The sequence below is a fragment of the Mesorhizobium sp. B2-4-7 genome (assembly GCF_006442685.1).
Taxonomy (GTDB): domain Bacteria; phylum Pseudomonadota; class Alphaproteobacteria; order Rhizobiales; family Rhizobiaceae; genus Mesorhizobium.
In genome coordinates this window covers 99917-124578 of record NZ_VFVH01000002.1, presented here as the reverse complement: position 1 = coordinate 124578, position 24662 = coordinate 99917, and the positions used below count along the sequence as shown (strand labels likewise).

The following is a 24662-nucleotide window of genomic DNA, read 5'->3' as shown; positions in this document are numbered from 1 at the left end:
ATCCGCGGCCGTCATACGATCGTGTCGAACAGCCGCAGGATGAACGATATCTGGTAGATCAGCGCCGCGGCGACGAAGGCGATGTGGAAGCGGCGGTCGCGCACCAGGATCGCGGCGATGCACAGCGCGACGAAGACCGGCGTGCGGAACAGATATTCGTTGCCGAAGCGGGCAAAATGCTCTGGTCCCTTCAGCAGCGTGTCGATCACGTCGAGCAGGTAGGTCGCGGCCAGCAGGCCGAAGAACCAGGCGCGGCGCGAATAGAAGAAATCCTCATAGCTGGTGTAGTCGAGCATCGAATCCGGAAACAGCAGCGCGCAGAGCAGGAACAGGGTGATGGCGTAGAAGATGATGAACAGGTACTTGCCGAAGGTCCATGTTTCGATGGCGTAGAGGCCGAACTCCCACCACCAGAAATGCACCAGCATCAACAGCACCGAAGCGACCCAGGCCAGATGCACCGCATAGAGCCGGTACTGGCCGGGATGCTGGACGATGCGCGCCACCCCCGACAACAGGCGCGCGACGCCGAGCCCGATCACCATGCCCATGACGATGCGGATATGCGGGAAGATGTCGTGGGGCGAAGCTATTTCGGTGGCCATGCCGAATGCTCGCCAGGTGATGGAACGTCCGTCAACACACCACTATCAGTCTATTCGCGCATAAGGTTGTCTGAAGACCACGGTGATCCTGGGAAATAATCATCGTCCAAGATTTCCTTGATCCCATAGGGGCAATGGACAGGGAAATCCCGATCTCTCAGGCCTGTTTCGTCCAATGCCTTTAATCTTGCTATCTTGAACTCTCGATCGAGCACCTGCGCAGGATATTTTTTGAGGCTCGGACTTTCATCAAGCAGGCCCTCAATCCGAAGCCGTTGCTCCCGAATTGTCAGCAACCAGCCCGTTTTGCGCTGCTCAGACTGAAACTCCCATTTCAGCAAGTGAAGGACCAAAGTGCCAAGCCTGCTCGCAATTTCCCTTTTGTCGCTCCGCCCCAAGCTCTCGATCTCCTCGGCAACATTCTCACGATCGAGGTCGGAAAGACGACCTTCGCGCAGCAACGCGCCCTGCTCGGCGCACCACTGAGCATAGTCGGCCTCGTAGGGCGTCAATTGCTGTTTGCGAAATATCTTGTTCATTGAGGAGATATTGCTCCCAAAGTGCACAATTTCCAAGTCCGCGGAGAACGAGTGGGCCCATTCGGGCAGTCGGCACAACCCACTCACCGCCGCATTTAACGAGGGCAATGACTCGCGGCGATCTTATCAAAACAGAAAATATCGCTGCGCCATCGGCAGCACCGTCGCTGGTTCGCAGGTCAAGAGTTCGCCGTCGGCACGAACCTCGTAAGTCTCGGGATCGACTTCGATATGCGGCGTGGCGTCGTTGAGCACCATCGAATGCTTGCCGATGCCGCCACGCGTGTTTTCGACCGCGACGAACTGCTTGTCGACGCCGAGCCGGCCGTGCAGACCGGACTCCAGTGCCGCCTTCGAGACGAAGGTTACCGACGAGTTGGTGCGCGCCTTGCCATAGGCGCCGAACATCGGCCGATAGTGCATCGGCTGCGGCGTCGGGATCGAGGCGTTGGGGTCGCCCATCGGCGCCGCCGCGATCATGCCCCCGATCAGCACCATATCAGGCTTGACGCCGAAGAAGGCCGGGTTCCACAGCACCAGGTCGGCGCGTTTGCCGACGGCGATCGAACCAATCTCCTTCGACAGCCCGTGCGCGATGGCCGGGTTGATCGTGTATTTGGCGATATAGCGGCGGACGCGGAAATTGTCGTTGTTGCCGGTCTCCTGCGGCAGCGAACCGCGCTGGCGCTTCATCTTGTCGGCGGTCTGCCAGGTCCGGATCGCCACCTCGCCGACGCGGCCCATCGCTTGTGAGTCCGAGGAGATGATCGAGAAGGCACCGATGTCGTGCAGAATGTCTTCCGCCGCGATGGTCTCCTTGCGGATGCGGCTTTCGGCGAAGGCGATGTCTTCCGGGATCGACGGCGACAGATGGTGGCAGACCATCAGCATGTCGAGATGCTCGGCCAGCGTGTTGACCGTGTAGGGCCGCGTCGGGTTGGTCGAGGACGGGATGACGTTGGGCAGGCCGCAGACCTTGATGATGTCGGGCGCATGCCCGCCGCCCGCGCCTTCGGTGTGGAAGGCGTGGATGGTGCGGCCCCCGATCGCCGCCACCGTGTTCTCGACGAAGCCGCTCTCGTTGAGCGTATCGGTATGGATCATCACCTGAACGTCATGGTCGTCGGCGACCGACAGGCAGCAGTCGATCGCGGCCGGCGTCGTGCCCCAGTCCTCGTGCAGCTTCAGCGAGCAGGCGCCGCCCAGCACCATCTCCTCGAGCGCCGCGGGCAAGGAAGCGTTGCCCTTGCCCGACAGGCCGATATTCATCGGGAAGGCGTCGAAGGACTGGATCATGCGCGCCATGTGCCATGGCCCGGGCGTGCAGGTGGTGGCGAGCGTGCCGTGCGCCGGGCCGGTGCCGCCGCCGAGCATCGTGGTGATGCCCGACATCAGCGCTTCCTCGATCTGCTGCGGACAGATGAAATGGATATGCGCGTCGAAGCCGCCTGCGGTAAGGATCTTGCCTTCGCCGGCGATGATCTCGGTGCCGGGGCCGATGATGATGGTGACGCCATCCTGTGTGTCCGGGTTGCCGGCCTTGCCGATTGCCGCGATGCGGCCGTCCCTGAGGCCGATATCGGCCTTGAAGATGCCGGCGCTGGCGTCGATCACCAGCGCATTGGTGATGACGGTGTCGACCGCTCCTTCAGCGCGGGAAACCTGGCTCTGGCCCATGCCGTCGCGGATGACCTTGCCGCCGCCGAATTTCACCTCCTCGCCATGAATGGTGAAATCCCTCTCGACCTCGACGAAGAGTTCGGTATCGGCAAGCCTCACCCTGTCGCCGACCGTCGGCCCGTACATCTGCGCATAGGCGGCGCGGGTTATTCTGGCCATCAGTGATTGCTCCCGAATTGCGGTGCTGGTGAAACCGGGCTGCACATTGCTGCCATCCAATGGTCACGCAATGACCCGCTGGTCGACACCTTCTGATCCCATTTGGCGGTTGAGGTTGGAGGGTCACCCCAAAACGACCGTTTGCCAAATCGATGGAAGGAAAATCCATGCGCAAAACGATAGTTCTCGCCGCTGCCGCCACCCTGATGCTGGCGGGTGCCGCCAGTGCCCAGCAGCAGCCCGCGCAGCAGCCCGCTCCGGCAGCGCCGGCCGCGCCCGCCCCCGGCGGGCAGCAGGCCGCGCCGACGATCCAGAGCGTCAACATCGTCGACATCACCGAACTGCCGAAGGACACCCAGACGCAGGTCAACCAGGTGATCGCCCAGCGCGGCGATGCCGGCCTGCAGAAGCTGCGCAGCTCGATCGATGCCACGCCCAAGGTCAAATCCGCCCTCGAGGCCAAGGGAATGACCTCGGCGCAGGTGGTCGCGGCCAGCATGGAGCCCAACGGCGCCCTGACCCTGATCACCAAGAAGGCGAGCTGACGGCGCGCCTGCGCGGCGGGCCGTCGTCCGGTCCGCCCGCGCTATCTGGAAGGGAACCTTGGCCGGGCAGGAGCCGTTTCGTTTCATCGGCGCTGAACGGCGCCGCGAAACGAACCCGTCCAGGAGCGAGCGATGGCGACCAACCCCGGCAAGAGACGGCTCTATGCCTTCGCCTCCATGGCATTCCTGGCGGCGGGCAGCCCCGGAGCCTCCCTTCACGCACAAGGACTCGAAAGTCCCGAGACCGTCAATCGGATCATCGGCTCGGACGTCAAGCAGGAAGAAACCAGGAGCGATGCCGAAGCGGGCAAAGTTGCCAGGGCGATCGACCGGACGCGTGAAAACATCGGCACGGTGCGCAAGACCTCCAAGCTCGACAAGGTCGACATCGTGTTCCTGACCGATGCCGCGCGCACCGAAGGCGGTCCGCCGCCGGCGATCGAAACCAAGGTCAAGCAGCATCAGGACGACATTGCGGAGCTGCGCAAGGAGATCGAGGCCAACGCGCTGCTGTTCAACGCCATCGACTCGCGACGCGTGCTTGCGCAGGACGTTCTCGCCGTGGAATTCGACGACCCCGGAAAGATCGTCATCTATGCGGCGGCCAAGCCGTCCGATTGAGCCGAGGGCACAACTCGCTTTCGTGCTGGCCCGAAAGCCCTTTGCCCTCTTTGCACGCCGCGCATGAGACGCCCTCGGCCTCACAGCCTGCCCATCACCTTCTGCTGAAAGCCATAGACCTCGCGCTTGCCGCCCAGCGGCACCAGCGTAACGTCGCGCTCCTGTCCGGGCTCGAAGCGCATGGCGGTGCCGGCGGCGATGTCGAGGCGCATGCCGCGCGCCTGTTCGCGGTCGAATTTCAAGCCCTCATTGGTCTCGAAGAAATGATAGTGGCTGCCGACCTGGATCGGCCGGTCGCCGCTGTTGGCCACTTTGAGCGTAACCGTCGGCAGGCCTTTGTTCAGGTCGATGTCGCCGTCGGCGGGAATGATTTCACCTGGGATCATCGTTCGTCACACGGCGCCGAAGACGAGGCCGAGCCCTATCGCCGTGCAGGCGGCACCAGCGGCCCGCACGAGCACGCGAAATCGCCTGCCGAGGCCAAGCCCGGCGGCGATGCCGGCGGCGTGCAGCAGCGCCGTGGCGACGGCAAAGCCGGCCATATATTCAAGCCCTGCGGCATTTTCCGGCACTTCAGTGCCATGGGCGTGGCCATGAAACAGCGCGAACGCGCCGATGATGGCGACGCCGGCCGTGACAGGAAGATCGACGGCCAGCGCCACGAATAATCCGAGCGCCACCACCGACGCCAATATGCCCGGCTCGACGAAGGGCAGCGGCACATGCAGCATGCCGAGCGCGCCACCGGCCAGCATGACGCCCACAAAGGCCGCCGGCCATGCCCACATGGCCTTGCCGCCTTTCTGTGCCGCCCACAGGCCGACCGCGACCATCACCGTCATGTGGTCGAGGCCGGAGAGCGGATGCATGAAGCCGGCCGCGAAGGAGGAGGTCGTGCCGGCCCCGACATGGGCGTAGGCGGGCATTGCGGCTGCCATGAGCAGAATCGCCGAGAGGGCTGTGCGTTTCATCTGTGCTGAGATCATCGGTGCGTCTTTCCTATCAGGATCGTCTTTCCTATCAGGGTCGTCTGGCGTTCACGCGGCCTCGCGCGGGCCACAGGCCTCGGCTTTGAGGACGCGCTTGGTCGAAGCGGGATATTTCTTCAGCATTGCCGCCGGACGGATCGGCCGTGCCGAAAAATTGCCGCCGCAATTGGGGCAGACGCCGCCGAGCACGTCTTCGACGCAATCGGCGCAAAAGGTGCATTCGAAGGTGCAGATCAACGCATCCGCCGCTTCCGGCGGCAGGTCCTTGTCGCAGCATTCGCAGTTCGGGCGCAGCTCAAGCATATCTGTCTCCTCACCGTATCGGCTCATGCACGGTCACCAGCTTGGTGCCGTCGGGGAATGTCGCCTCCACCTGCACGTCATGGATCATCTCGGCGATGCCTTCCATCACCTGGGCGCGGCTGACGACGTGGGCGCCGGCTTCCATCAGCTCGGCGACGGGACGGCCGTCGCGGGCGCCTTCGACGACGAAGTCGGTGATCAGCGCGATCGCCTCCGGATGATTGAGCCTGACCCCGCGCTCCAGACGCTTGCGCGCCACGACCGCCGCCATGGCTATCAGCAGCTTGTCCTTTTCCCTTGGCGTCAGGTTCATGCGTTTCCCTGAAATGATGCGGACACGATCACAGTGACCATATTTTGGGCAGTCCCGCCTTTCCGTTGAGCAAGCCGACGAGCGGAACCAGATGCTGGCGCAGCCGGTAGCCGTCGCCGGCATACAGCCTCGCAAGAAGCTTGCCAGATTCCTGCACGCTCCAGGTGCTGGCGCCGCCCTGGCCGCCGATGATCTCCCGAACCGGATCGAGAAGCGCTTCCGCCCGCGGCGAGATCAATAGCACCGTCGCCATGGCGACGGCGCCGCCGGCAATCGGTGGGCGCGCCAGGGTCGCGGCGATGTCGGGCCCGATGCGGAAATCCTCGGCATGGATGAGAGCCCCGCCCCGGCGGACGCGCCAGCGATCGTGAAAGCCGCCCTGGACCGCGCGTTCGCCCATCGCCGTCCGGCCGAAGACGGTGGCTTCCAGCACCAGCGCCTCGGCGCCGGCGGCAAGATCAAGGTCGAGCGTGCGGGCAAAGGCCGATCGGTCGAAAACGATGGTCTCCTGCGGCAGCCAGGCGACGCGGCCGTTTTCGCCGACCGTTAGCCGGACGCTGACTTCGGCCCGGTCGGAAGCGGCGCGATAGATTTTCTCGCAGGCCTGCGTCGTTATCGTGGCGCTGGCATGCGCGCCGACGTCGATCTCCCAGCCGAGGCGGTCGCCTCCGGTCAGCCCGCCCGCGGTGTTGATCAGCACGGCTTCCAGCGGGCCGCCGGAAACGGCCGGCATCCTTATCTTGGCGGAACCGTCCTGATAGAGGCGGCGCAGCCGTGTGCGGCCGTCTTGACTGGCGCAGACGAGCTGCGCCAGTCCGGCCGCCCGCTGCGCCGGCGGGGCCGAAAATCCGGTATGTTCGATCGTATCCACGCCGTCAGGTTAAGCACCGCGGCGGTTTTGTCGATATATAGCTTGTTGCTTGATGGCGTTTCCGTTTCTATAGAGGGAGCCACCTTGGTACGCTCATGCGACGCCTGGCGGGGGTCCAAGGCGACGGTCGCGGCCTGATATCGAGGACAAAAAGGCGCTGTTCAGTTGGCGTCGGGAAACGACAAAGTGGGGAAGAAACCGAATGGCTGACCAACTGGCGACCGAAATCATCGAAAAGATCAAGGCTCATGCCGAGCCGGGCGGCGAGGAGATCACCACCAGCACCGAATTGACGGCGCTCGGCATCCATTCGCTGGAACTGACCGAGATCATCTTCGATCTCGAGGAGCAGTATGGCATCGAGATCGAGATGAACACGGTCGATGCCTGGAGCAACCTGAAGAATGTTGGCGACATGGTCGAGGCCGTTCGCGCGCTGATCGCGAAAAAAGCCTGACCGGATGCACAAGCGCGTCGTCATTACCGGCATCGGCGGTTTGTGCGGGCTTGGCACCGACGTGCCGGCGATCTGGACCGAGATGCGCGCCGGCCGCTCGGCGATCGGCCCCATCGATAACCCGTTCCTGCACGATTTGAAGGTCAAGATCGGCTGCGAGATCAAGGGGCTGCCCGACCATGGCATCGAGCGCAAGCAGCTGGTCTCGATGGACCGTTTCAGCCTGTTGGCGGTGATTGCCGCCCGCGAAGCCTTACAGCAGTCCGGTTTGGCCGCCCATGCGGACAATACCTACCGCATGGGTGCCGTTATCGGCATCGGCGTCTGCGGCTTCGAGACGGTCGAGGAGAACTATCGCGCCATCCTGATCGAGGGCAAGAATCGCGCCGGCATCTTCACGGTGCCGAAGGTCATGCCGGGCGCCGCCGCCGGCCAGGTCAGCATGCATCTCGGCCTGCGCGGACCGGTGTTCGGCGTCACTTCGGCCTGCTCGTCGGCCAACCACGCCATCGCATCGGCGGTCGACCAGATCAGGCTCGGCCGCGCCGACGTCATGGTCGCCGGCGGCACCGAGGCGCCGCTGGTCTGGGGCGTGCTGAAGGGGTGGGAGGCTCTGCGCGTGCTGTCGCCCGATACCTGCCGGCCGTTTTCGGCCGATCGTCAGGGCTTGGTGCTGGGCGAAGGCGCCGGCATGGCGGTTCTGGAAAGCTACGATCATGCGGTGGCGCGCGGCGCAAACATCCTCGCCGAAATCGTCGGCGCCGGCCTCTCGGCCGATGCCTCCGACATCGTTGCGCCGACCATAGAAGGGCCGGAAGCGGCGATGCGTTTCTGCCTGGCGGACGCCGGGTTGAATCCCGAGGACATCGACTACCTCAATGCGCACGGCACCGGCACCAAGGCCAATGACCAGATCGAGACCGCCGCGATCAAGCGCGTCTTCGGCGAGCACGCGCGCTCGCTTTCCGTCTCCTCGACCAAGTCGATGCATGCCCATTGCCTTGGCGCCTCGGGCGGGCTGGAGATGATCGCCTGCGTGATGGCGATCCGAGAGGGCGTGGTGCCGCCCACGGCGAATTTCCGCGAGGCCGACCCCGATTGCGATCTCGACGTGACGCCGAACGTCGCGCGCGAGCGCAAGGTGCGCGCCGCCATCAGCAACGGCTTCGCCTTTGGCGGCACCAATGCGGTGCTGGCCTTCAAGGCGATCTGATCCCGGCGATCGTGTTCTGCCCGGCAGGTCAATCTGCCGGCTCCCGATGCCGGCATCATTCGATTTGTTGACTGTGCGTGCACGGCCAAACGCCTGACGCCGCATTGATCGTGCCGGGGCGTACGCCTAATTCTTTGCCGACCCCACCCAGACCGCGCCGCTCGGTGCGAAATCCCGCCCAGGAGTTCTCGATGGCCGACCTGTCCGCCTTTCCAATCACCGCCCGCTGGCCGGCCAGGCATCCGGACCGGATCCAGCTCTATTCGGCGACGACCCCGAACGGGGTGAAGATATCGATCGCCCTGGAAGAGATCGGCCTGGCCTACGAGCCGCATTATGTGGACATCGGCAAAAACGAAAGCTGGACGCCGGAATTCCTGTCGCTCAATCCCAACGGCAAGATACCGGCGATCATCGATCCGAACGGTCCCGACGGCAAGCCGATCGGCCTGTTCGAGTCCGGCGCCATCCTGCTCTACCTCGCCGACAAGACCGGCCTGCTCGTCCCGGCGGACGCGGCGCTGCGCTACGAGACGATCCAGTGGGTGTTCTTCCAGATGGCGGCCGTCGGCCCGATCTTCGGCCAGGTCGGCTTTTTCCACAAATTCGCCGGCCGTGAGATTGCCGACAAGCGGCCGCTGGAGCGCTACCGCGATGAATCGCGCCGCCTGCTCGGCGTTCTCGACGGCAGGCTGAAGGGCCGCCGATGGATCATGGACAATGACTACACCATCGCCGACATCTCGCTCATCGGCTGGGTGCGCAATCTGATCGGCTTCTATGAAGCGCGCGACCTCGTCGGCTTCGATGATTTCGCGCATGTGGCGGCATGGCTGGAGCGCGGCCTGGCTCGGCCGGCGGTGCAGAAGGGGCTGACACTCCCGGCAAAGGGCTGAAGCGGCCCGGCCGCCCTGGGGCGCGGGATATCGTAGCCTTGGCCGGCCCGGCTGGGCTATTTCGCCTTGGCTTTCGGGCCGCCCTTGCCCATCACGGAAGCCGCCAGCGAAGCGGCGCCGCGTGCCGTCGCCACCACCGCGCCGGCCGCGACGCTTGCCACGGTGCGGACGGCGCCGGATTTCTCTGGGGCCGGCTTGCGCGCGCTGGCCGGCTTTGCGGCCGCGGCCGCGACCTTCCGAGGCGCGGCCTTGCCGAAGCTGGGCTTTGCGTCCTTCGAACGTTCGGCGATCGCCGGACCAGCGCCGGCTTTCGCCTGCGTCGTCTTCGTCGTCCTGGTCTTGGCGGTCGCGGGTTTTCTTGCCTTGGTTGCCATTGCAAAATCCCCTTACGCAGGACAATCGGTTCCCGGCCATAACGGTGCGAAACCCCTTAAGGTTCCCGTCGAAAAATACCGACAATTAAGCAGGTTAACCAATCACCAGGTCGGCCGCCCGGCGCCGCGCCAGCACGCGTTCGATGTTGGGCATGTCGTTGGAGGCGATCCAGGCGCGCGCATCCTCCTCGGAGCGGCCATGTTCGTGCCAGCGCTCCATCAGGCGGCGCTCGAGCTCGTTGCGCGGCACCTCGACGAAGATCGAGAAATCGAACAGCGGCGCCAGCCGCGACCACGGCTCCTCGTCGAGCAGCAGATAATTGCCCTCGACCAGGATGAATTTGGTCTCCGCGCCGATGATCGCCGCCGCGGCGCGCGACAGTTCCTTGCCGCGGTCGAACACCGGGATGGCGATGTCGGGCTCGCCGGCCCGGATGCGCTTCAGAAGCGTCTCGAAGCCACCGAAGTCGAACGTATCCGGCGCGCCCTTTCGCGCGCGCAGCCCGCGCTGGTTGAGAACGACGTCGTCATAGTGGAAGCCGTCCATCGGCACGACCTCCACGGCGCCTTCCGGCAGCAGATCGTGCAGGCTCGCCGACAATGTCGACTTGCCGGCCCCCGGCGGTCCGGCAATGGCGACGATGAAGCGCTTTGCCTTGCCGGCGCGCTTGAAGATGGTGGCGGCGAGATGGGCGATTTCGGACATGGCGGCCTCGCTTGCCCCTGAGGGTTGGCGCGACCGTTATTCTGGCGGCACTCGGCGGAAATTTCAAACCGGCATTTTGGGTAAGGTGCGGTGGTCAAGTGTCGAAACGCCGACGTTCGAAGCCAATCCGCTCAACCAGCCGCGGCCTGCCCGATGCGCAGGAAATCGCTGTCGAACGGCACCTCCCGCGCCGAGCCTCGGCCCAAGAGCCGCATGCGGCCCTCCGCCGTGGTGACCTCCTGCGGCGGCTCGCCGCCCGCCAGCGGCAGGGCGCCGATGACATGGCGGAAGGAGACGCTGGCGCCTTCGCCGACTGTAAACGCCGTCGCCACGCCTTCGCGCGTCAGCCAGTTGTCGCCGATCGAGGCGGCATGGCCTATCGCCGTGCGCCCGTCCTCGATGCCGAGCACGCCGAGATGCCGGCCGCTCCACGGCGCGTAGTCGCGGCCGCCATTGCTGAACCACAGCATGGTGACCGGCAGTTCCGCCGGGTTCTTCAGCACCAGAACCAGATCGTCCTCGGCCCGGCGCGCGAGGGCCGTCCAGCCCGGCCCGCCATGATCGGCCTCGACCAGCGTGACAAAATCCTCGCGCCGGTCGTCCATGCGGTAATCCGTCAGGTCGAGCGTGCCGCCGTCGGCGGCGGGAAAATGGCCGAGATCGCTGCTGCGCCCGGGATAGGCGAGCAGGAAGCGGCCGCGCGCGGGGTCGGTCTCCAGCGGATCGGCGGGCGAGGCCGCGAAGCGTTTTGGCGAAAAGGCCAGCCGGCCGCCATCCGTCATCGCCGTCATCGGATGATGGGCGACCGAGATCGCGCCGTGGCCGCCGGAAAACACATGTTCCTGATAGAGGAAGGCATGGCCGTCGCGCAGCGTCAGGATCTTGTCGACGGTCGCGCCCATCACCTTGCGGCGCAGCCGGAAAACGGCTCGCCAGCCGCCGTCCACGGCGCTGCTTTCGGTGACGTCCCAGGCGCTGTTGGCCGGCCAGCCATGCAGCGGCGCTTCCTCGACGTCGCTGCGCGAAAACGGCGCGCACAGGAAATCGCCGGACAGCCGCACCGTGCCTTCCGGCAAGTCGGCCGGCAGCGTCTCGCGTGGCGTGCCGACCCAGGGTGCGCGGTGCAGCGGCCGCAATTGGCGCCCGCCGTCCTCGACCACCCCGCCATTCTCGATCACCATGTCGGCGACATGGCCGACCGTGGTGTCCAGCGAAACCGAAATGCCGCGTGCCTTGAGGGTGACCGTGTCCATAGCGCTCTCATCGAATCCGAAGGCGCAACAAGAACCGTTCGCCGCCGGTTGCGCAAGCGCCGCGACCGGCATTTTGCATCACCTTGGAACGCAAGCTTGCGAAAGCAGACAAAGCTGGGGCTACCGCCATTAACCAAATGGACGCGGCCGGCGGGTTACGTTAGCTTCGCCGCATCTCAGCAACAGCCTGACCCGAACAGACTTGCCCTTGTCCAACCAGCGTCGCCTTCCGCTCGTCCAGAGACTTTTCGTCGCCCTTGGCCTGTTGCTGATGGCTGCGGGCTGCTCGACCACGACACCGCCGGACTCTGTGCTCGCCGTGCCGGCGCCGCCGCAGAAATACGCCGCCATCGTCGTCGATATCAGAAGCGGAAAGCAGCTGTTCGAGGTCAATTCGAGGGCGCAGCGCTATCCGGCCTCGCTGACCAAGATGATGACGCTCTACCTCCTGTTCGAGGCGATGGAGAGCGGCCGCGTCTCCAAGGAAACGCAGATCCCGGTCTCCGACCATGCCGCCTCGCAGCCGCCGACCAAGCTGCGATTCCGGCGCGGGGAAACGATCGACGTCGACTCCGCCATCCGCGCCATCGTCGTCAAGTCGGCCAATGACGTGGCGGTGGCGGTGGGCGAATATCTCGGCGGCTCGGAGGACGAGTTCGCCGCCATGATGACGTCGAAGGCGCGCCAGCTCGGCATGACCAGCACCATTTTCCGCAACGCCTCGGGCCTGCCCGACGACGGCCAGGTCACCAGCGCGCGCGACATGGCGGTGCTCGGCATGGCGCTGCACCAGCGCTTCCCCCAGCATTTCCACTATTTTTCCGAAAGCGACTTCATGTTTCGCGGCCGGCTGGTGCGCGGCCACAACGACATGCTCGGCCGCGTGCGCGGCGTGAACGGCATCAAGACCGGCTATATCAGGGCTTCCGGCTTCAACATCGTCACCTCCTACGAAGCCGACGGCCGCCAGCTGATCGTGGTGGTGATGGGCGCCGACAGCGCCCGCCAGCGCAACGACCATGTCGAGGCGCTGATCCAGCGCAACCTGTCGCCGGCGGTTGCCGACGCCCCGACCAGGGTGATGTACGCCGAACAGCAGTGAGCGGGCGAACTGCGGGGCTGCCTCGCTTCGGACCAGCTTGCTCAACTATCGAAGTCGGTCCCGCCCCTCATCGCCCTGCCGGGCACTTCTCCCCGTATAGTGACGGGGAGAAGGAGCTGGCCGCAACCTCGGCACCCTTTTTGCAGCGTTGGTGATTGGCGAAACCGGCGATAACAGCCCCTCTCTCCCCGTTCTACGGGGAGAGATGTCCGGCAGGACAGTGAGGGGCGGCGCAGTCGCTCGAAAGCGGGCGATGGCGTCGACTGGCCCGATAGGAATTTTTTCTTGACAGGGTGAAGGCAACTATGCTACTATTCTCGCTATGGTGCTGATTTGCGCCAGCCACCCGCCGCAAGGCGGGTTTTTTGTGCCGTCGCCCAGGCGCCGGCCAATCACTTCGTCATCCACGGGCGGAGCAAGGAGCGTAGCGACGCGGCGCGAGGATCCATGCCGCGACTCGGCAGGCGCCGCAACGGTTCGCAATTCTGCTCCACCGCCGCCAATGTCACGGAATGGATCCAGGCTCCGCGACGGAGCTTCGCCCCCGTTATGGTGCCCCCAGGGGGTTGATGACGATTTCATTGAGCCGCCGCCAACCTCGAATGTCTCTCTACCAGCCCCGAAAGGCGGCCCGCTGCCCCTTCCTGTCACGCAATCGTCCGCAAGGCGTGGCATAGGCACGCCAATTCGCCGCGATGCTGGCTAAGCATCGCCGCATCGGTCTATCGTCTTCCACCACAGCAGGAGCCCGCATCATGAGCACCGTTCCCAAGGCGTCAGAGCAGCAGGCGGCGGACAACGACAGCGGCGGCGAATATTTCGAGGCGCCGACCACCGGAGAGGACCTGCATGGGGTTTCGGACGAGCATTTCGACACGCCGGAGGTGCCGGACTCCGAGCCGGCCTTGCCCGGAGCCTCGCGGGCCAAGCCCAAGAAAAGACCGTCGGCGATCTCGGGCCGCAAATTCCGCAAGCGCGACCTGGTGCGCATCGACGATTTGCGCCCGAGCCTGGCCGACCGCATCCGCTCCGACCATCCCGACCTGCCGCATGGCGCCCGCATCAGCCGCGAGGAGCTCGGGCGCTACCGCATGCGCTACATGGAGGAGCTGCTCCAGCAGGAGCACGGCGAATTCTCCGAGCTCGACCGCCAGGTGGTGGAATCGATCGCCAGGCAGGACACGATTTCGGAAAACTCGGAAGAGGAGTTCGAGGAGCACCGCTCGTTCGCCGACCGCGTCTCCGACAACATGGCGGCCTTCGGCGGCAGCTGGTGGTTCCTGATCTCGTTCGCCGGCGTGCTCCTGGTGTGGATCGCCATCAACCTGTTCGAGGGCTTGAATCGCGCCTTCGATCCCTACCCCTTCATCCTGCTCAACCTGCTGCTCTCCTGCATCGCCGCCATCCAGGCGCCCATCATCATGATGAGCCAGAAGCGCCAGGAGGTGAAAGACCGCCTGCGCTCCTTCAACGACTACCGCGTCAACCTCAAGGCCGAGCTCGAAGTGCGCCACCTGCACGAAAAGCTCGACTACCTCATCTCGCGCCAATGGACGCGCCTGGCCGAAATGCAGCAGATGCAACTCGACGCCATGCACGAGCTGACCGGCGCGAAGAAGGCGAAGAGGGCGGTGCGGAGGAGGCGGGCGGTGAAGGGTGAGCCGGCGGGGTGAAGGAACGCACAGCAGGCATGATCGGAAGAAACGCGACCGCCATTGCAGACACACACAAAGCTCGCCTCTGGCAAGCTTGGGGTCCTCTCCGCCACAAAGTGGGTCCGAAGGACGGGCGAGACCCCGTGGCTCGCCCCGGCAAGGTGGCGCGGCGAAGCCGAGACGGAGAGGGAGCGCCGCACGCGACAGGCTCCCGCCTGCGAGGCTCTTTGGAAACCGCCAATCCCCAATTGCCCGTTGAAGCCCGCGCCCGCTTCCGCTAAGAAGCCGTGACTTGCCGGTTCACCCGGTTCGTTTTCCGGCCCGCCGGGAAGCACCCGTAGCTCAGCTGGATAGAGCGCTGCCCTCCGAAGGCAGAGGTCACAGGTTCGAATCCTGTCGGGTGCGCCAACTCACAAGGGGTCCGTTCCGGACACATAGGTTACGGTTTATACCGGAGACATGGGTGACACTTTTGGCCCGAAGGGCTTTGGAGTGGTTCGAGCCTACGCGCCCAACCCTCCGATATCCTAAACCCACCCAGCCGCCTCAAAGAACCCCGGCACATCATCCAGCCCCCGCGCCACCGCGTCCGGCTCATAATCCGCCGGCGGGCGTCGTCCCGTCCCGCGATCGACCCAGACCGCGCGGAAGTGGAGGTCGCGTGCGGCGGTCAGGTCGAGGTGCGGGCTGGCGCAGATGTGGACCAGCTCGTCCCTGGTCACGCCAAGGGTGCGCCAGGCGTGTTCGAAGATCTGCCGCGACGGCTTGTAGGCCTGCGCCTGTTGCGCGGTGATGACCCGGTCGATGGCGCCGCCCAGCTGCGCGACATTGCCGGCGATGATGGCGTCGTCGGTGTTGGAGATGATCGCCAGCTTGAAGCCGGCTTGCTTCAGCTTTTGCAGCGTCGCGACGACCTCCGGAAAGGGCGGCATGCGGCCGATCGAGGATGTCAGCAGTTCGGCGTCGCCGGCTTCCGCTTCCAGCGAAAAATCCCGCATCGCCAGCTGCAGCGCCTTGGCCGTCACCTCGGCGAAGGAGAGGTGCGGCCTGGTATGCTCGAGCTGGTGTTCGTGCCGGTCGTAGACCGGGATGAATGTCTGCGCCTCGATCCTGCGGCCCTTGCGCGACAGGATCGTCTCCATCGCGGCCATCAGCCCTTCATCCCATTGGATCAGCGTGCCGTAGCAGTCGAAAGTAAGCCAAGTCGGGCGCGGTCCGCCAAGTGCCATTCGGGTATCCCCTGCGAAAGACGTCGGAATCCCGAGGGAGATTAGACCACTGCTCGCTTTTATCCAGATGCAGGGTTCCCCGCGTTGGAGGGCCACCTCTCGGCCGTGGAGATCATCTTCGCTGTGTCCGGACATCGCAGCCACCGGAGGTCACAGTTGCGCCGGAGGCAGGCCAACTACGCCTGTCGACCAACTGCGCCTATGCACTCGTCGTCAACGTAGAAATCTGGTCGGTGTCGTAGCGGTTCCGCAGCGCGGCAACCGCCTTCGGATCCGGGGAGCCCTTTGCGGCGAGCCTCGCAAGATCTTCGAAATAGTGCTCATGCCCGGGCGGCGAGACGGTCATCAGCACGCGGGCCGGTTTTTCGCCGACATTGGTGATGTTGTGCTGCACGCCGGGCGGAATGAACAGGAAGGTGCCCGGCGTCGCCCGGATCACCTTTCCGCCCACGTACCAGACACATTCGCCGTCAAGCACATAGAAGGTTTCTTCCTGCACGCGATGGACATGCAGGCCGGTGGCGAAGCCGGCCGGTATGGTCCAGTCGAACATGCTCGTGTGTCTGGTATCCCCGCCGGTGACGAGGAACACCATCGGCTGGCCCCGCAGCATGACCCCCGTGTTCTCGTCGGGCATCCGGATGACAGGGGCGGCGCTCATTTGATCCTCCATCGGTTCGCTGCTTTTTCCCGCAGCCACCGGCACAGGATGCCTCTACCCGGCCGGCCAGTCGTGAAGCCGTTGCGAAATCATTGCGAAAAGATTGCAAACGGTATCTCCTTCGGGGATGGCAACGAGCCTCGCCTTTGGCCCCTTTCGCATCGACGGCGAAGCCGGGATCCTGTTCCACGGCGACCAGCCGACGCCGCTCGGCCAACGGGCCGTCGCGCTGCTGGCGCTGCTTGTTGAACGCACGGGCAAGCCGGTTCCGAAACAGGCGCTGATCGACGCCGCATGGGCGGGCCAAGCGATCGAGGACAGCAATCTGACGGTGCAGATCGCGGCGGCCAGGCGCATGCTGGAGAGCGCGGCCGGCGGCGGAAGCTGGATCGAGACGCTGCCGCGGCACGGTTATCGTTATGTCGGTCCCGAGGTCGCGATCGGTGGTCTCGGCCCCGAGGCGGCAACGCTCACCTGGCCCGGCAAGCCTTCGATCGCGGTTCTGCCGTTCTCGAACCTGAGCGGCGATCCCGAACAGGATTATTTCGCCGACGGCATCGTCGACGACATCATCACCGGCCTGGCGCGCATCAACTGGCTGTTCGTCATCGCGCGCAACTCCTCCTTCACCTATAAGGGGCGCGCGGTGGACGTGAAGCAGGTCGGCCGCGAGCTCGGCGTCCACTATGTGCTCGAAGGCAGCGTGCGCAGGGCCGGCGGCAGCGTGCGCGTCACCGGCCAGATGATCGACACCTCGACCGGCGCCCACATATGGGCCGAGCGCTTCGACCGCGCCTCCGCCGATATTTTCGCGCTCCAGGATGAGATCGCGCTGGCGGCCGTCGGCGCGATCGCGCCCAGCCTGCGGCGTGTCGAAATCGAGAGGGTGAGGCGCAAGCGCCCCAACAGTCTCGATGCCTACGACCTCGTGCTGCGCGCCCAGCCGGACGTGGATTCCGGCATGCCCGAGCGGGTGACGCAGGCGCTCGTGCTGCTCGAACGCGCCATCGAACTCGAGCCGACCTATGCGCTTGCCCATGGCAACGCCGCCATGTGCCACCATTGCCTGTTCCTTCGCGCCGGCTTGCAGGAAGCCGATCGCGAGGCTTCGGTGCGCCATGCCCGCCTGGCCATCCTGCACGGACAGGACGACGCGGCCGCGCTTACCCTTGCGGGGTTTTCGATCGGCATGGATGGACATGACCGCAAGGCCGCCTTCACCGCTTTGGAAGCCGCGCTCGCCGTCAGCCCGTCATCCGCCCTGACCTATATTCTGGGCAGCGTCATCCTCGGCTGGAGCGGCGAAGCCGAGCAAGCCATCGCGTGGAGCGAGCGCGGGATGCGGCTCAGCCCCTTCGACCCCTGGGCCTTCGCCGCCTTCGACGCGCAGGCGATGAGCCATCTGCTGCGCGGCCGCTATGACGAGGCCTGCCGTGCCGCATACAGGTCGGTGCAGGCCAATCCCGCCCACAGCATCACCTATGTGCAACTGGCCGCCGCCTTGGCCAAGCTCGGCCGGCTGGACGAGGCGATGGCGGCAGCGGCGCGGGTGCGTGAGCTGCATCCGACGTTTCGCTACGGTCGGCAGTTCGCCGCCGTACATTGCGCCCCGGCGGTCGCGCAATGCCTCGGCGAGGCGCTGCAGGCCGCCGGTCTGCCGCAATAGCGCCGGTGCGTCTTCATGGAGACCGGCCTGGGCGGCAGATGGCGGACGGGCGGTTCTTCGGCGCCCTTACCGCACCACGCCCCTGCAAGCCCAGGCAACGTTCGCGAACGACCGCGCGCCATCCGGCCGGCCGGCCTCATAGGCATCGCGGACGGCGGCCTCGCTGCGCGTCCGCTCGGCTGGATCGAGCGTCATCATGTATTTGCCGAGCGGGCCTTCGCCGGCCGCTATCGGCGCCCAATAGTCGTCGAAGTCCCGGTAGTCCATGCGGATCATCAGCTCGGTTTCGGTCACGTCGGCCAGGTCCTGCTCGACAAAAGTCCGCTTCATTTCGCCCGGCTGCATCATCGGCTGGAAGCAATAGCGGCTGCGCATCTGGCGTCCGCCTTCGCTGAGCGCGGCCACCGTGTCGATCATCATGCGCATGCCGGGCATGCCGCCGAGATGATCCCACACGACGGCCGCCACCACGCCGCCCGGCCGCACCACGCGGCGCATCTCGCCCACCGCCTTGCCGGCCTCCGGCACGAAGTGGAGCACGAGCAGCGCCAGCGCGCGGTCGAAACCATCGTCGGCGAACGGCAAGGCGGTGGCGTCGGCTTGCTGGATCTCGATGCGCGGGTCGGTGTTGCGCCGCTTCGCCGCCTCGACGAAGACGGGCGAAAAGTCGATTGCCGCGATCGCCGCGAGGTCGGCGGATTTGGCCAGCTCGAATGTCAGGCTGCCGGTGCCGCAGCCGACGTCGAGGATCTTTTCGCCGCGGGCAAGCCCGGCGAAGTCGATGAATTTGGGCGCGAGCTTGCGGCTCCAGCGGCCCATGAGCTGCTCATATCCGCTGGCGTCATGAACGGTGAAACTTGAGGTCATCTCGCTCTCCCTGCGCTGAAGAGGCGAGGCTAGGGCAATTCCGGGAAAAGCGTGAGGCGGTTTTCCGTCCGCGGTCGCGCGACCTGCCTTCGACGAATGGCTAGTGCATGGGCGTGGGCTCCGCGCGGTTTAGCCCTCACTGGCGGGTCAACATCGCCCGGCTCCGCCTTTCGGTGGGTGCCTGGGCGAGCGAGGCCGCTTCAGCCGCCCCGGTTCGCGGCCCGCCAGATCCGCGCCTCGCCAGCCCGTTCGGCATCCTGGCTCGACGGGCTGGCCGAACGCCCCGGCTTCAGGGCCGCACGGCGGTCGCTTCGATTTCGACCAGGAAGCCTGGACCGGCGAGGCCCGCGACCTGCACCACCGAACGCGTCGGCAGGTTCGGCTGGTCCTTGGTGCCGAAAAACTTCGTGTATCCTTTCATGAAGCCGGCAAAATCCATCTTGCCGCCCTTGGCGGGATCGCCGACCAGGAAGACCTGCATCTTGACGACGTCGCCCATCTTCAGGCCGAGATCGGCCAGCGTCTTGTCGATCGACTTCAGCACCGAGCCGGTCTGGGCCTCGGTGTCGCCATAGGCGGCGATCGTCGCCTTGTCGGCCTTCTCGTCGATGACCGACGGCACGGCGCCGCTGAGATAGACCGTGGTCTTGCCGGCCGGCACCTCGACGGCGCGCAGGATCGGAAAATCCGAATTCGGAATCTTGTGGCGAACGACGTCGTCGGCCACGGCCGCGCCGGCCGCCAGCATTCCCGCCGCCAGCACGGCGGCCCCAATCCATGATTTCCCGATCGATGGTTTCATGACCCGTTTCCTTCCATTCGAGAGGGCGGCGAGCGCCGGAATGCCCGCCGCGCGGTTTGCGTTGCCGCATGTGCGGGCGACATCCGCCACTCAGCGGACATCCTTCACGTCCTGCGCCGTCACGGCATCCTTGTAGTCGTTGCCGAAATGCGTCCTGACATAGTTGACCACGGCCGCGACCTGGTCGTCGCTCATCATCTGCCCCACCGGCGGCATGCCGTTTTGCCCGTGCAGGACGAGGCTTACGGGATAGCCGCCGGTCTCTAGGTTCTTGTTCTTGGCCAGCGCCGGATAGTGGCCGGCGCCGACCGCGCCTTGCCCCTTGTCCAGGTGGCAGGCGGCGCAGACATTGGCATAGAGCGCCGCGCCGTCCTTTTCGGTGAAAGTATCGCCCTGGCTGAACGTGACACCGGCCGAATCGGCGAACGCGCCGGGGGCCGTGAACGCCATGGCGGCGGCCATGGCGGCGATGAGACCGCAGGGTCTTTTGAAGGAGCTGCTCATGATGGGATGCCTCGCGGGATATGGGGTGAACGAAGGAATCGGCATGGCCTCATCCCTGCATGACGCGCTGGTGCAGGCGGGTGATGGCGTTGAGCGAGGACAGGATCGCGCCCTCCTGCCAGGCAGGAATGTAGGAGGCATGCTCGCCGGCCAGCACGATGCGGCCGTCGATCTGGCACAGATTGTCGTAATGCTCCTTGCGCGCCTCTTCGGTCCAGTCGCCCGCGCAGCCAAGCGTGAAGGGCGAGCGGTGCCATGCCCAGGAAACGCCGGTCTCGAACTCCTGTTTGTATTGCGGGTGAAGCTGCGCGCCGTATTCCACCGCCTTCTGCACGCGCTCCTGCGGGGTCATGGCGGTGAATTCGTAGGAGTTCGGTCCGTTCCATGTGTAGCAGCCGAGCAGCACGCCCTTGCCGCCGGCGTTGAAGCCGGTGCTGGGGTAGGAGATCTGCGAAATGGGCAAGTTGGTGTAGCTGACGCCGCCGAAGATCGATTCGTCCTCCTCCCAGAAACGGCGCTTCATCTGCAGGCCGACCTTGACCGAGGACGCATAGGGCACCGCCCCGATCGCCGCCTGCATGGCGCCGCCGACCTGGATTTCGATCTGGCTGAGGATGGTGAGCGGAATGGTGCACACGCACCAGTCGGCGCTGGCTTCCTGGGCGGTTCCGGGGTTTTTCGCGTCCTCATAGGTCACCGTCACGCCCTTGTCGTTCTGGGCGATCTTGGTGACCTTGGCATTGTAGGTGATGAGATCGCCGACCTGCTTGGCGAAGGCTTCGCCGATCCTGCCCATGCCGCCGACCGGCTGGAACATGGTGGTCTGGAATTCGTAGAGCGAGAAGTTGGCGAGGCTGCCCCACAGGCGCGAATTCAATACGTCGGACGCGCCGATGACCTGACCCGCCACCGGCTCGGCGCCGATGCCGCCGCCCGGCTCCTTCTCGTAGCCGCGGAATTCGGCGGTCGCGAGGCTGGATTTGTAGCTGTAGTCCTTGTCCAGCGCGCCCCAGGACTGCAGCGCCTCGAGCAGCACCTCCTGGTCCTCCTTGGAGACGAGCCCTTCCAGTTGGCCTTTCTTGGCCACCTTGGCCAGCAGCTCCGACGTGTGGCCCTTGAAGTCGGTCTGGATCTCGCGCACCCGCTTAGGCTTGCCGCCGAAGGCCTCCGTCGAGTGCAGCAGGGCGTTGTGGTTGGTCTGCTGGAACGGCTCCAGCGTCACCCCGAGCCTCCGGCAGTAGGCCAACAGCCCGTTGTGATGGTAAGGGATGCGCCAGGGGCCGGGATTGAGGTAGAGCCCCTCGTCGAACTCGCATTTCTGCGTGTAGCCGCCAAGTTCGGTAACGGTGTCGCCGCCGCGTATCGTCCAGTTGCGGCCGCCGGCGCGGGCATTGTATTCGAGGATCTTCACCTTGTAGCCGGCCTGGCGCAGTTCCAGGGCCGCCAGCATGCCGGCCAGGCCGGCGCCCAGGACGAGCACCGAAGCGCCCTTCGGGTCGCCTTCGAGCTTGATCGGTCCCTTGTAATCGGACTCTGCCGCCAGCCCCATGCTGGTCATGGCCTGGTACATTGCGGCGCTGCCCGCCGTAATGCCGATCATTTTGAGAAGGTCGCGCCGGCGCATGCCGGCAAGGGATTGTTCGAGCTGCATGTTCGTCTCCTCGATCAGCGGCACGCCGCGATCCGCCGCCTGTTGCCCCCGCAAGCTCGAGGCGAGCCCCGGTGGACGACGCAAGGCTATGCCTGCAACCCAATCTGTTCAACCAACACGCCGCGCTTGGAACAAATGTCCTCGAATCTTGGCGCAATCGGGCTCTCGCGGCGTCGCTGGCCGGCATTTTTCACGCCTTCGCGGCCTCGGGGCCGGCGGCCCGACCGCTTGCTGTGCCAATTGAAAGGGCATGCCTGGCTGGCCCCGGCAGCGGGAAAGTCCGACGGGAAAGTCCGTGGCCTGCCGGCGCTCGCGGCGCCGGTTTTCATCGCCCAAATGCTTGCCTTGTCGGCCGGGTCGGTCAGCCTGCCACGGCCCGCACGCTCTCCCTCTCCACCAGCGGACATTCCAGCTTGGTGATGGGATAGCGCCCCCGTCCCACCGTCGCTGGCGCTTCGAGCTGTTCGATCGCCCATTGGCCCATCGCCATATGCGGCAGGATCGAGGTGGTCAGCGGCGGGAACAGATGCCTGGCGATTTCCTCGTCGTCGTAGCCGACCACGGAGATGTCCTGCGGGATGTGCAGGCCGGCTTCCTTCAGCGCTTCGTAGCAGCCGATCGCGGTGCGGTCGTTCTGGCAGAAGATGGCGGTCGGGCGGTCCTTCAGCGCCAGGAGCTTGACGGTCGCGGCATAGCCGGCACTTGCCGACCAGTCGCCCTCGACCACCAGTTCGGGATCGAAAGGGATGTCGGCAGTGGCAAGAGCGCGGCGGTAGCCTTTCAGGCGGTCCTGTGCCGCCTGCATCCAGGGCTCGCCGGTGATGGTGGCGATGCGGCGGTGGCCGTGGCTGATCAAGTGCCGGGTGGAGCTCTGGCCGCCGGCGATCTCGGAGGGCACCACGGCGGGGAAGGCGTAATCCGACATGTAGCAGTTGAGCAGGATCACCGGGATGTCGAGGCTGTAGAGGAAATCGGGCGCCGTGATCTCGCGGGTGAAGATGGTCATGTAGATCAGCGCCGAAATGCCCCGCCTGGTCAGCGCCTCTATGGCGCGCGGCTCCATCACGGCGTCGCCCATGGTCTGCGCCACCAGAAGCACGTTGCCGGCGTTCCACGAGGCCTGGCGCGCGCCCTCGATGGCGACGACGGCTTCCGGGCTGGTGGCGAGCTGGTCGACGGCGAAGCCGATCACTCCGTCCAGCCCGTCGAAGGCGCTGGCCGGCGCCTTCAGTGCCGAAAAGGCCGGCGCACTATAGCCCAGCGCGCGCGCCGCCTCGATCACCCGCTCGCGCGTCTGCCGCGACAGTTTTATGCCAGGCGAATTGTTGAGCACGAAGGAAACAGTCGCCTGCGAGCAGCCGGCGGCGCGCGCAATGTCGGTCATGGTGACCCGGCCCTTGGGCTTCACCGGCGCCTTGCGGCGCCTTGCCGTCGCGATATCGGGGGTCTCGCTCATGCTGTTCGTGTTCCCCGGCCTGTCCGGCCTGCCCGGCGACCATCAAGGCCGCGCCGGTTTATAGAAATATCGGCTGACTTATATCTATTAGCGGGCGACCGGTCTACTGGCTACGGGGCTCGGACAGCTTAAAATCACAGCATATGAGCCGATTATCCCTTTTGCGCCAAACCCTTGCGTTCTCGGCAAAGCCAACAGCGTCACCGCCGGCGCGGTCGCCATCGAACGCAACTAATACCGTTTACTAATACGAAAATGCGCTGTAACGTCGGTCCGTCGCGTCCGTTTTCCCTGGGGCGCGGTGCATGCGAATGGCCCGATGGCAAGCGGACAGTACCCCGCGAAGCCTTGTCGCGGACATGTGATATGTCAGACAAATCGGACTATTTACGAACGGGGGATGAGTCTCTAAAGTCCGTCGCCGTGGCTGGAACGACGCCATCTTCAGTGCCGGGAACCCTTGAGGAGGAGGGCGTCCAAGCCGCGAACGGCAAATCAGACAAGTGCAGGATCGGCCGGTCCGACGACCAGCCAAAACGGGAGGTTGAACATGAAATCCTTGATACGCAATGCATCCGTGGCCACCGCGGCGCTGCTGCTCGGCCTGACGGCGAGCACGATCGCGCGCGCCGACGACAAGCCGACGCTGGCCTTCGTCGTCAACGGCGCTTCCGACTTCTGGAAGGCGGCCGAAGCCGGCGTCAAGAAGGCGCAGGGCGAACTGCCCGACTACAATCTCGAGCTGAAATATCCCGAGCAGTCCTCGGTCGCCATCCAGCAGCGGCTGATGGACGATCTGGTCACCGCCGGCGTCAAGGGCATCATGGTTTCGGCCGTCGATCCCAAGACCTCGACCGACGGGCTGAACAAGATCGCCTCGGAAACGGCGCTGTTCACCACCGACAGCGACGCTCCGCAGACCAAGCGCGTCGCCTATATCGGCTCGTCCAATGTCGATGCCGGCAAGCAGGCGGCCGAAATCGCCAAGAAGGCGATGCCGGACGGCGGCAAGTGCCTCGGCTTCGTCGGCCTGCTCGGCGCCGACAATGCCAAGGAGCGCATCCAGGGCATGAAGGATGGCCTGGCCGGCACCAAGATCGAGCTCGTCGACGTGCGCGGCGACGACATCGACCAGGCCCGCGCCAAGAAGAATGTCGAGGACGCGCTGGTCGCCAGCCCCGACGTCACCTGCATGGTCGGCTTCTACTCCTACAACACGCCGCGCATCTATGAAGCGCTGCGCGATGCCGGCAAGCTCGGCTCGATCACCGTCGTCGGCTTCGATGACGATCCGATCACCCTGGGCGGCGTCAAGGAAGGCACCATTGCCGCCACCGTCGTGCAGCAGCCCTTCGAGTGGGCCTATCAGGGCATGAAGCTGATGGCATCCTATCTCAAGGGCGACAAGTCGGGCATCCCGGCCGACGGCCTCATCATCATCCCGACCAAGATCATCGGCAAGGATGACGTCGACGCCTACGCCGCCAATCTGAAGGCGATGGCTGGAAACTAAGACCGAAGGCAGTTCAGCCGGCTCAACGTCGC

General features: G+C 65.2%; 27 protein-coding genes and 1 tRNA gene. 10 read left to right on the top strand and 18 right to left on the bottom strand.

Going from position 1 to position 24662, the window contains the following annotated elements; genetic code table 11:
• Positions 1 to 11 precede the first annotated feature (11 nt).
• The 3 genes from FJ946_RS07255 to ureC form a co-directional block, all read right to left on the bottom strand.
• Positions 12 to 605 (bottom strand): hypothetical protein, encoded by a 594-nt coding sequence (locus tag FJ946_RS07255; RefSeq protein ID WP_140563589.1) that lies wholly within the window; start codon positions 603 to 605, stop codon positions 12 to 14.
• A gap of 50 nt (positions 606 to 655) precedes the next feature.
• Positions 656 to 1144: a DUF29 domain-containing protein gene (locus tag FJ946_RS07250; RefSeq protein WP_140491324.1), complete on the bottom strand. Its 489-nt coding sequence runs from the start codon at positions 1142 to 1144 to the stop codon at positions 656 to 658.
• Positions 1145 to 1270: 126 nt separating this feature from the next.
• Positions 1271 to 2986, bottom strand: a complete 1716-nt coding sequence (gene ureC, locus FJ946_RS07245) for an urease subunit alpha (RefSeq protein WP_140563962.1) — start codon at positions 2984 to 2986, stop codon at positions 1271 to 1273.
• Between the two features lie 164 nt (positions 2987 to 3150).
• Between ureC and FJ946_RS07240 the strand changes: the two genes are divergently transcribed.
• Both FJ946_RS07240 and FJ946_RS07235 read left to right on the top strand, forming a co-directional pair.
• Positions 3151 to 3528 carry a hypothetical protein gene (locus tag FJ946_RS07240; RefSeq protein ID WP_140514392.1) on the top strand — a complete coding sequence of 126 codons (378 nt, stop codon included), beginning with the start codon at positions 3151 to 3153 and terminating at the stop codon, positions 3526 to 3528.
• Positions 3529 to 3660: 132 nt separating this feature from the next.
• The gene (locus tag FJ946_RS07235; protein WP_140514393.1) at positions 3661 to 4149 is read left to right on the top strand and encodes a hypothetical protein; all 489 of its coding nucleotides are present in this window, start codon (positions 3661 to 3663) and stop codon (positions 4147 to 4149) included.
• Between the two features lie 80 nt (positions 4150 to 4229).
• Here the strand turns inward: FJ946_RS07235 and FJ946_RS07230 are convergent, their stop codons facing one another.
• From FJ946_RS07230 to FJ946_RS07210, 5 genes are read right to left on the bottom strand one after another with little or no spacing between them, the layout of a single operon-like run.
• Positions 4230 to 4535, bottom strand: coding sequence for an urease subunit beta (locus FJ946_RS07230; protein WP_140491317.1), 306 nt, complete (start codon positions 4533 to 4535; stop codon positions 4230 to 4232).
• Between the two features lie 6 nt (positions 4536 to 4541).
• Positions 4542 to 5135, bottom strand: coding sequence for a HupE/UreJ family protein (locus FJ946_RS07225; protein ID WP_140563587.1), 594 nt, complete (start codon positions 5133 to 5135; stop codon positions 4542 to 4544).
• A gap of 51 nt (positions 5136 to 5186) precedes the next feature.
• Positions 5187 to 5441 carry a DUF1272 domain-containing protein gene (locus FJ946_RS07220; RefSeq protein WP_140554594.1) on the bottom strand — a complete coding sequence of 85 codons (255 nt, stop codon included), beginning with the start codon at positions 5439 to 5441 and terminating at the stop codon, positions 5187 to 5189.
• 10 nt (positions 5442 to 5451) lie between these two features.
• Positions 5452 to 5754, bottom strand: coding sequence for an urease subunit gamma (locus FJ946_RS07215; RefSeq protein ID WP_140491311.1), 303 nt, complete (start codon positions 5752 to 5754; stop codon positions 5452 to 5454).
• A gap of 28 nt (positions 5755 to 5782) precedes the next feature.
• Positions 5783 to 6625 carry an urease accessory protein UreD gene (locus FJ946_RS07210; protein WP_140493415.1) on the bottom strand — a complete coding sequence of 281 codons (843 nt, stop codon included), beginning with the start codon at positions 6623 to 6625 and terminating at the stop codon, positions 5783 to 5785.
• A 202-nt stretch (positions 6626 to 6827) separates the two neighbouring features.
• Between FJ946_RS07210 and FJ946_RS07205 the strand changes: the two genes are divergently transcribed.
• The 3 genes from FJ946_RS07205 (at position 6828) to FJ946_RS07195 (ending at position 9191) form a co-directional block, all read left to right on the top strand.
• The gene (locus tag FJ946_RS07205) at positions 6828 to 7082 is read left to right on the top strand and encodes an acyl carrier protein (protein ID WP_140491308.1); all 255 of its coding nucleotides are present in this window, start codon (positions 6828 to 6830) and stop codon (positions 7080 to 7082) included.
• A gap of 4 nt (positions 7083 to 7086) precedes the next feature.
• Positions 7087 to 8295, top strand: a complete 1209-nt coding sequence (locus FJ946_RS07200; protein ID WP_140563585.1) for a beta-ketoacyl-[acyl-carrier-protein] synthase family protein — start codon at positions 7087 to 7089, stop codon at positions 8293 to 8295.
• A 191-nt stretch (positions 8296 to 8486) separates the two neighbouring features.
• Positions 8487 to 9191, top strand: a complete 705-nt coding sequence (locus tag FJ946_RS07195; RefSeq protein WP_140563583.1) for a glutathione binding-like protein — start codon at positions 8487 to 8489, stop codon at positions 9189 to 9191.
• 56 nt (positions 9192 to 9247) lie between these two features.
• Here FJ946_RS07195 and FJ946_RS07190 read toward each other — a convergent pair whose 3' ends face one another.
• The 3 genes from FJ946_RS07190 to FJ946_RS07180 all read right to left on the bottom strand — a co-directional run bounded on the left by FJ946_RS07190 (position 9248) and on the right by FJ946_RS07180 (position 11524).
• On the bottom strand, positions 9248 to 9565 hold the full coding sequence (locus tag FJ946_RS07190; protein ID WP_140559001.1) for a hypothetical protein: 318 nt from the start codon (positions 9563 to 9565) through the stop codon (positions 9248 to 9250).
• Between the two features lie 94 nt (positions 9566 to 9659).
• Positions 9660 to 10271, bottom strand: a complete 612-nt coding sequence (locus FJ946_RS07185; protein ID WP_140563581.1) for a nucleoside triphosphate hydrolase — start codon at positions 10269 to 10271, stop codon at positions 9660 to 9662.
• Between the two features lie 131 nt (positions 10272 to 10402).
• Positions 10403 to 11524, bottom strand: coding sequence for a hypothetical protein (locus FJ946_RS07180; RefSeq protein WP_140563579.1), 1122 nt, complete (start codon positions 11522 to 11524; stop codon positions 10403 to 10405).
• 208 nt (positions 11525 to 11732) lie between these two features.
• Here FJ946_RS07180 and FJ946_RS07175 point away from each other — a divergent pair, with 208 nt between their 5' ends.
• From FJ946_RS07175 to FJ946_RS07160, 3 genes are all read left to right on the top strand, one after another.
• Positions 11733 to 12626, top strand: a complete 894-nt coding sequence (locus FJ946_RS07175) for a D-alanyl-D-alanine carboxypeptidase family protein (RefSeq protein WP_140563577.1) — start codon at positions 11733 to 11735, stop codon at positions 12624 to 12626.
• A 755-nt stretch (positions 12627 to 13381) separates the two neighbouring features.
• Positions 13382 to 14299, top strand: a complete 918-nt coding sequence (locus tag FJ946_RS07165; RefSeq protein WP_140563575.1) for a DUF1003 domain-containing protein — start codon at positions 13382 to 13384, stop codon at positions 14297 to 14299.
• A gap of 313 nt (positions 14300 to 14612) precedes the next feature.
• Positions 14613 to 14689, top strand: a tRNA-Arg gene (locus tag FJ946_RS07160).
• 119 nt (positions 14690 to 14808) lie between these two features.
• Here the strand turns inward: FJ946_RS07160 and FJ946_RS07155 are convergent.
• Both FJ946_RS07155 and FJ946_RS07150 read right to left on the bottom strand, forming a co-directional pair.
• Positions 14809 to 15510 (bottom strand): haloacid dehalogenase type II, encoded by a 702-nt coding sequence (locus FJ946_RS07155; RefSeq protein WP_140563573.1) that lies wholly within the window; start codon positions 15508 to 15510, stop codon positions 14809 to 14811.
• Between the two features lie 199 nt (positions 15511 to 15709).
• Positions 15710 to 16171, bottom strand: coding sequence for a cupin domain-containing protein (locus tag FJ946_RS07150; protein WP_140563571.1), 462 nt, complete (start codon positions 16169 to 16171; stop codon positions 15710 to 15712).
• A gap of 127 nt (positions 16172 to 16298) precedes the next feature.
• On the opposite strand from FJ946_RS07150, the gene FJ946_RS07145 reads away from it, so the two are divergent.
• Positions 16299 to 17837, top strand: coding sequence for a winged helix-turn-helix domain-containing protein (locus tag FJ946_RS07145; protein WP_140563569.1), 1539 nt, complete (start codon positions 16299 to 16301; stop codon positions 17835 to 17837).
• 66 nt (positions 17838 to 17903) lie between these two features.
• Here the strand turns inward: FJ946_RS07145 and FJ946_RS07140 are convergent, their stop codons facing one another.
• From FJ946_RS07140 to FJ946_RS07120, 5 genes are all read right to left on the bottom strand, one after another.
• A complete protein-coding gene (locus FJ946_RS07140; protein ID WP_140524156.1) occupies positions 17904 to 18704 on the bottom strand; it encodes a class I SAM-dependent methyltransferase in 801 nt (266 codons plus the stop codon).
• 289 nt (positions 18705 to 18993) lie between these two features.
• The gene (locus FJ946_RS07135) at positions 18994 to 19506 is read right to left on the bottom strand and encodes a RidA family protein (RefSeq protein WP_140563567.1); all 513 of its coding nucleotides are present in this window, start codon (positions 19504 to 19506) and stop codon (positions 18994 to 18996) included.
• Positions 19507 to 19596: 90 nt separating this feature from the next.
• Positions 19597 to 20010 (bottom strand): cytochrome c, encoded by a 414-nt coding sequence (locus FJ946_RS07130; protein WP_140517716.1) that lies wholly within the window; start codon positions 20008 to 20010, stop codon positions 19597 to 19599.
• A 49-nt stretch (positions 20011 to 20059) separates the two neighbouring features.
• Positions 20060 to 21661 (bottom strand): flavin monoamine oxidase family protein, encoded by a 1602-nt coding sequence (locus FJ946_RS07125; RefSeq protein ID WP_224519155.1) that lies wholly within the window; start codon positions 21659 to 21661, stop codon positions 20060 to 20062.
• A 361-nt stretch (positions 21662 to 22022) separates the two neighbouring features.
• A complete protein-coding gene (locus tag FJ946_RS07120) occupies positions 22023 to 23117 on the bottom strand; it encodes a LacI family DNA-binding transcriptional regulator (protein WP_181167589.1) in 1095 nt (364 codons plus the stop codon).
• Between the two features lie 550 nt (positions 23118 to 23667).
• Here FJ946_RS07120 and FJ946_RS07115 point away from each other — a divergent pair.
• Positions 23668 to 24630, top strand: a complete 963-nt coding sequence (locus tag FJ946_RS07115) for a sugar-binding protein (protein WP_140491278.1) — start codon at positions 23668 to 23670, stop codon at positions 24628 to 24630.
• Positions 24631 to 24662 lie beyond the last annotated feature (32 nt).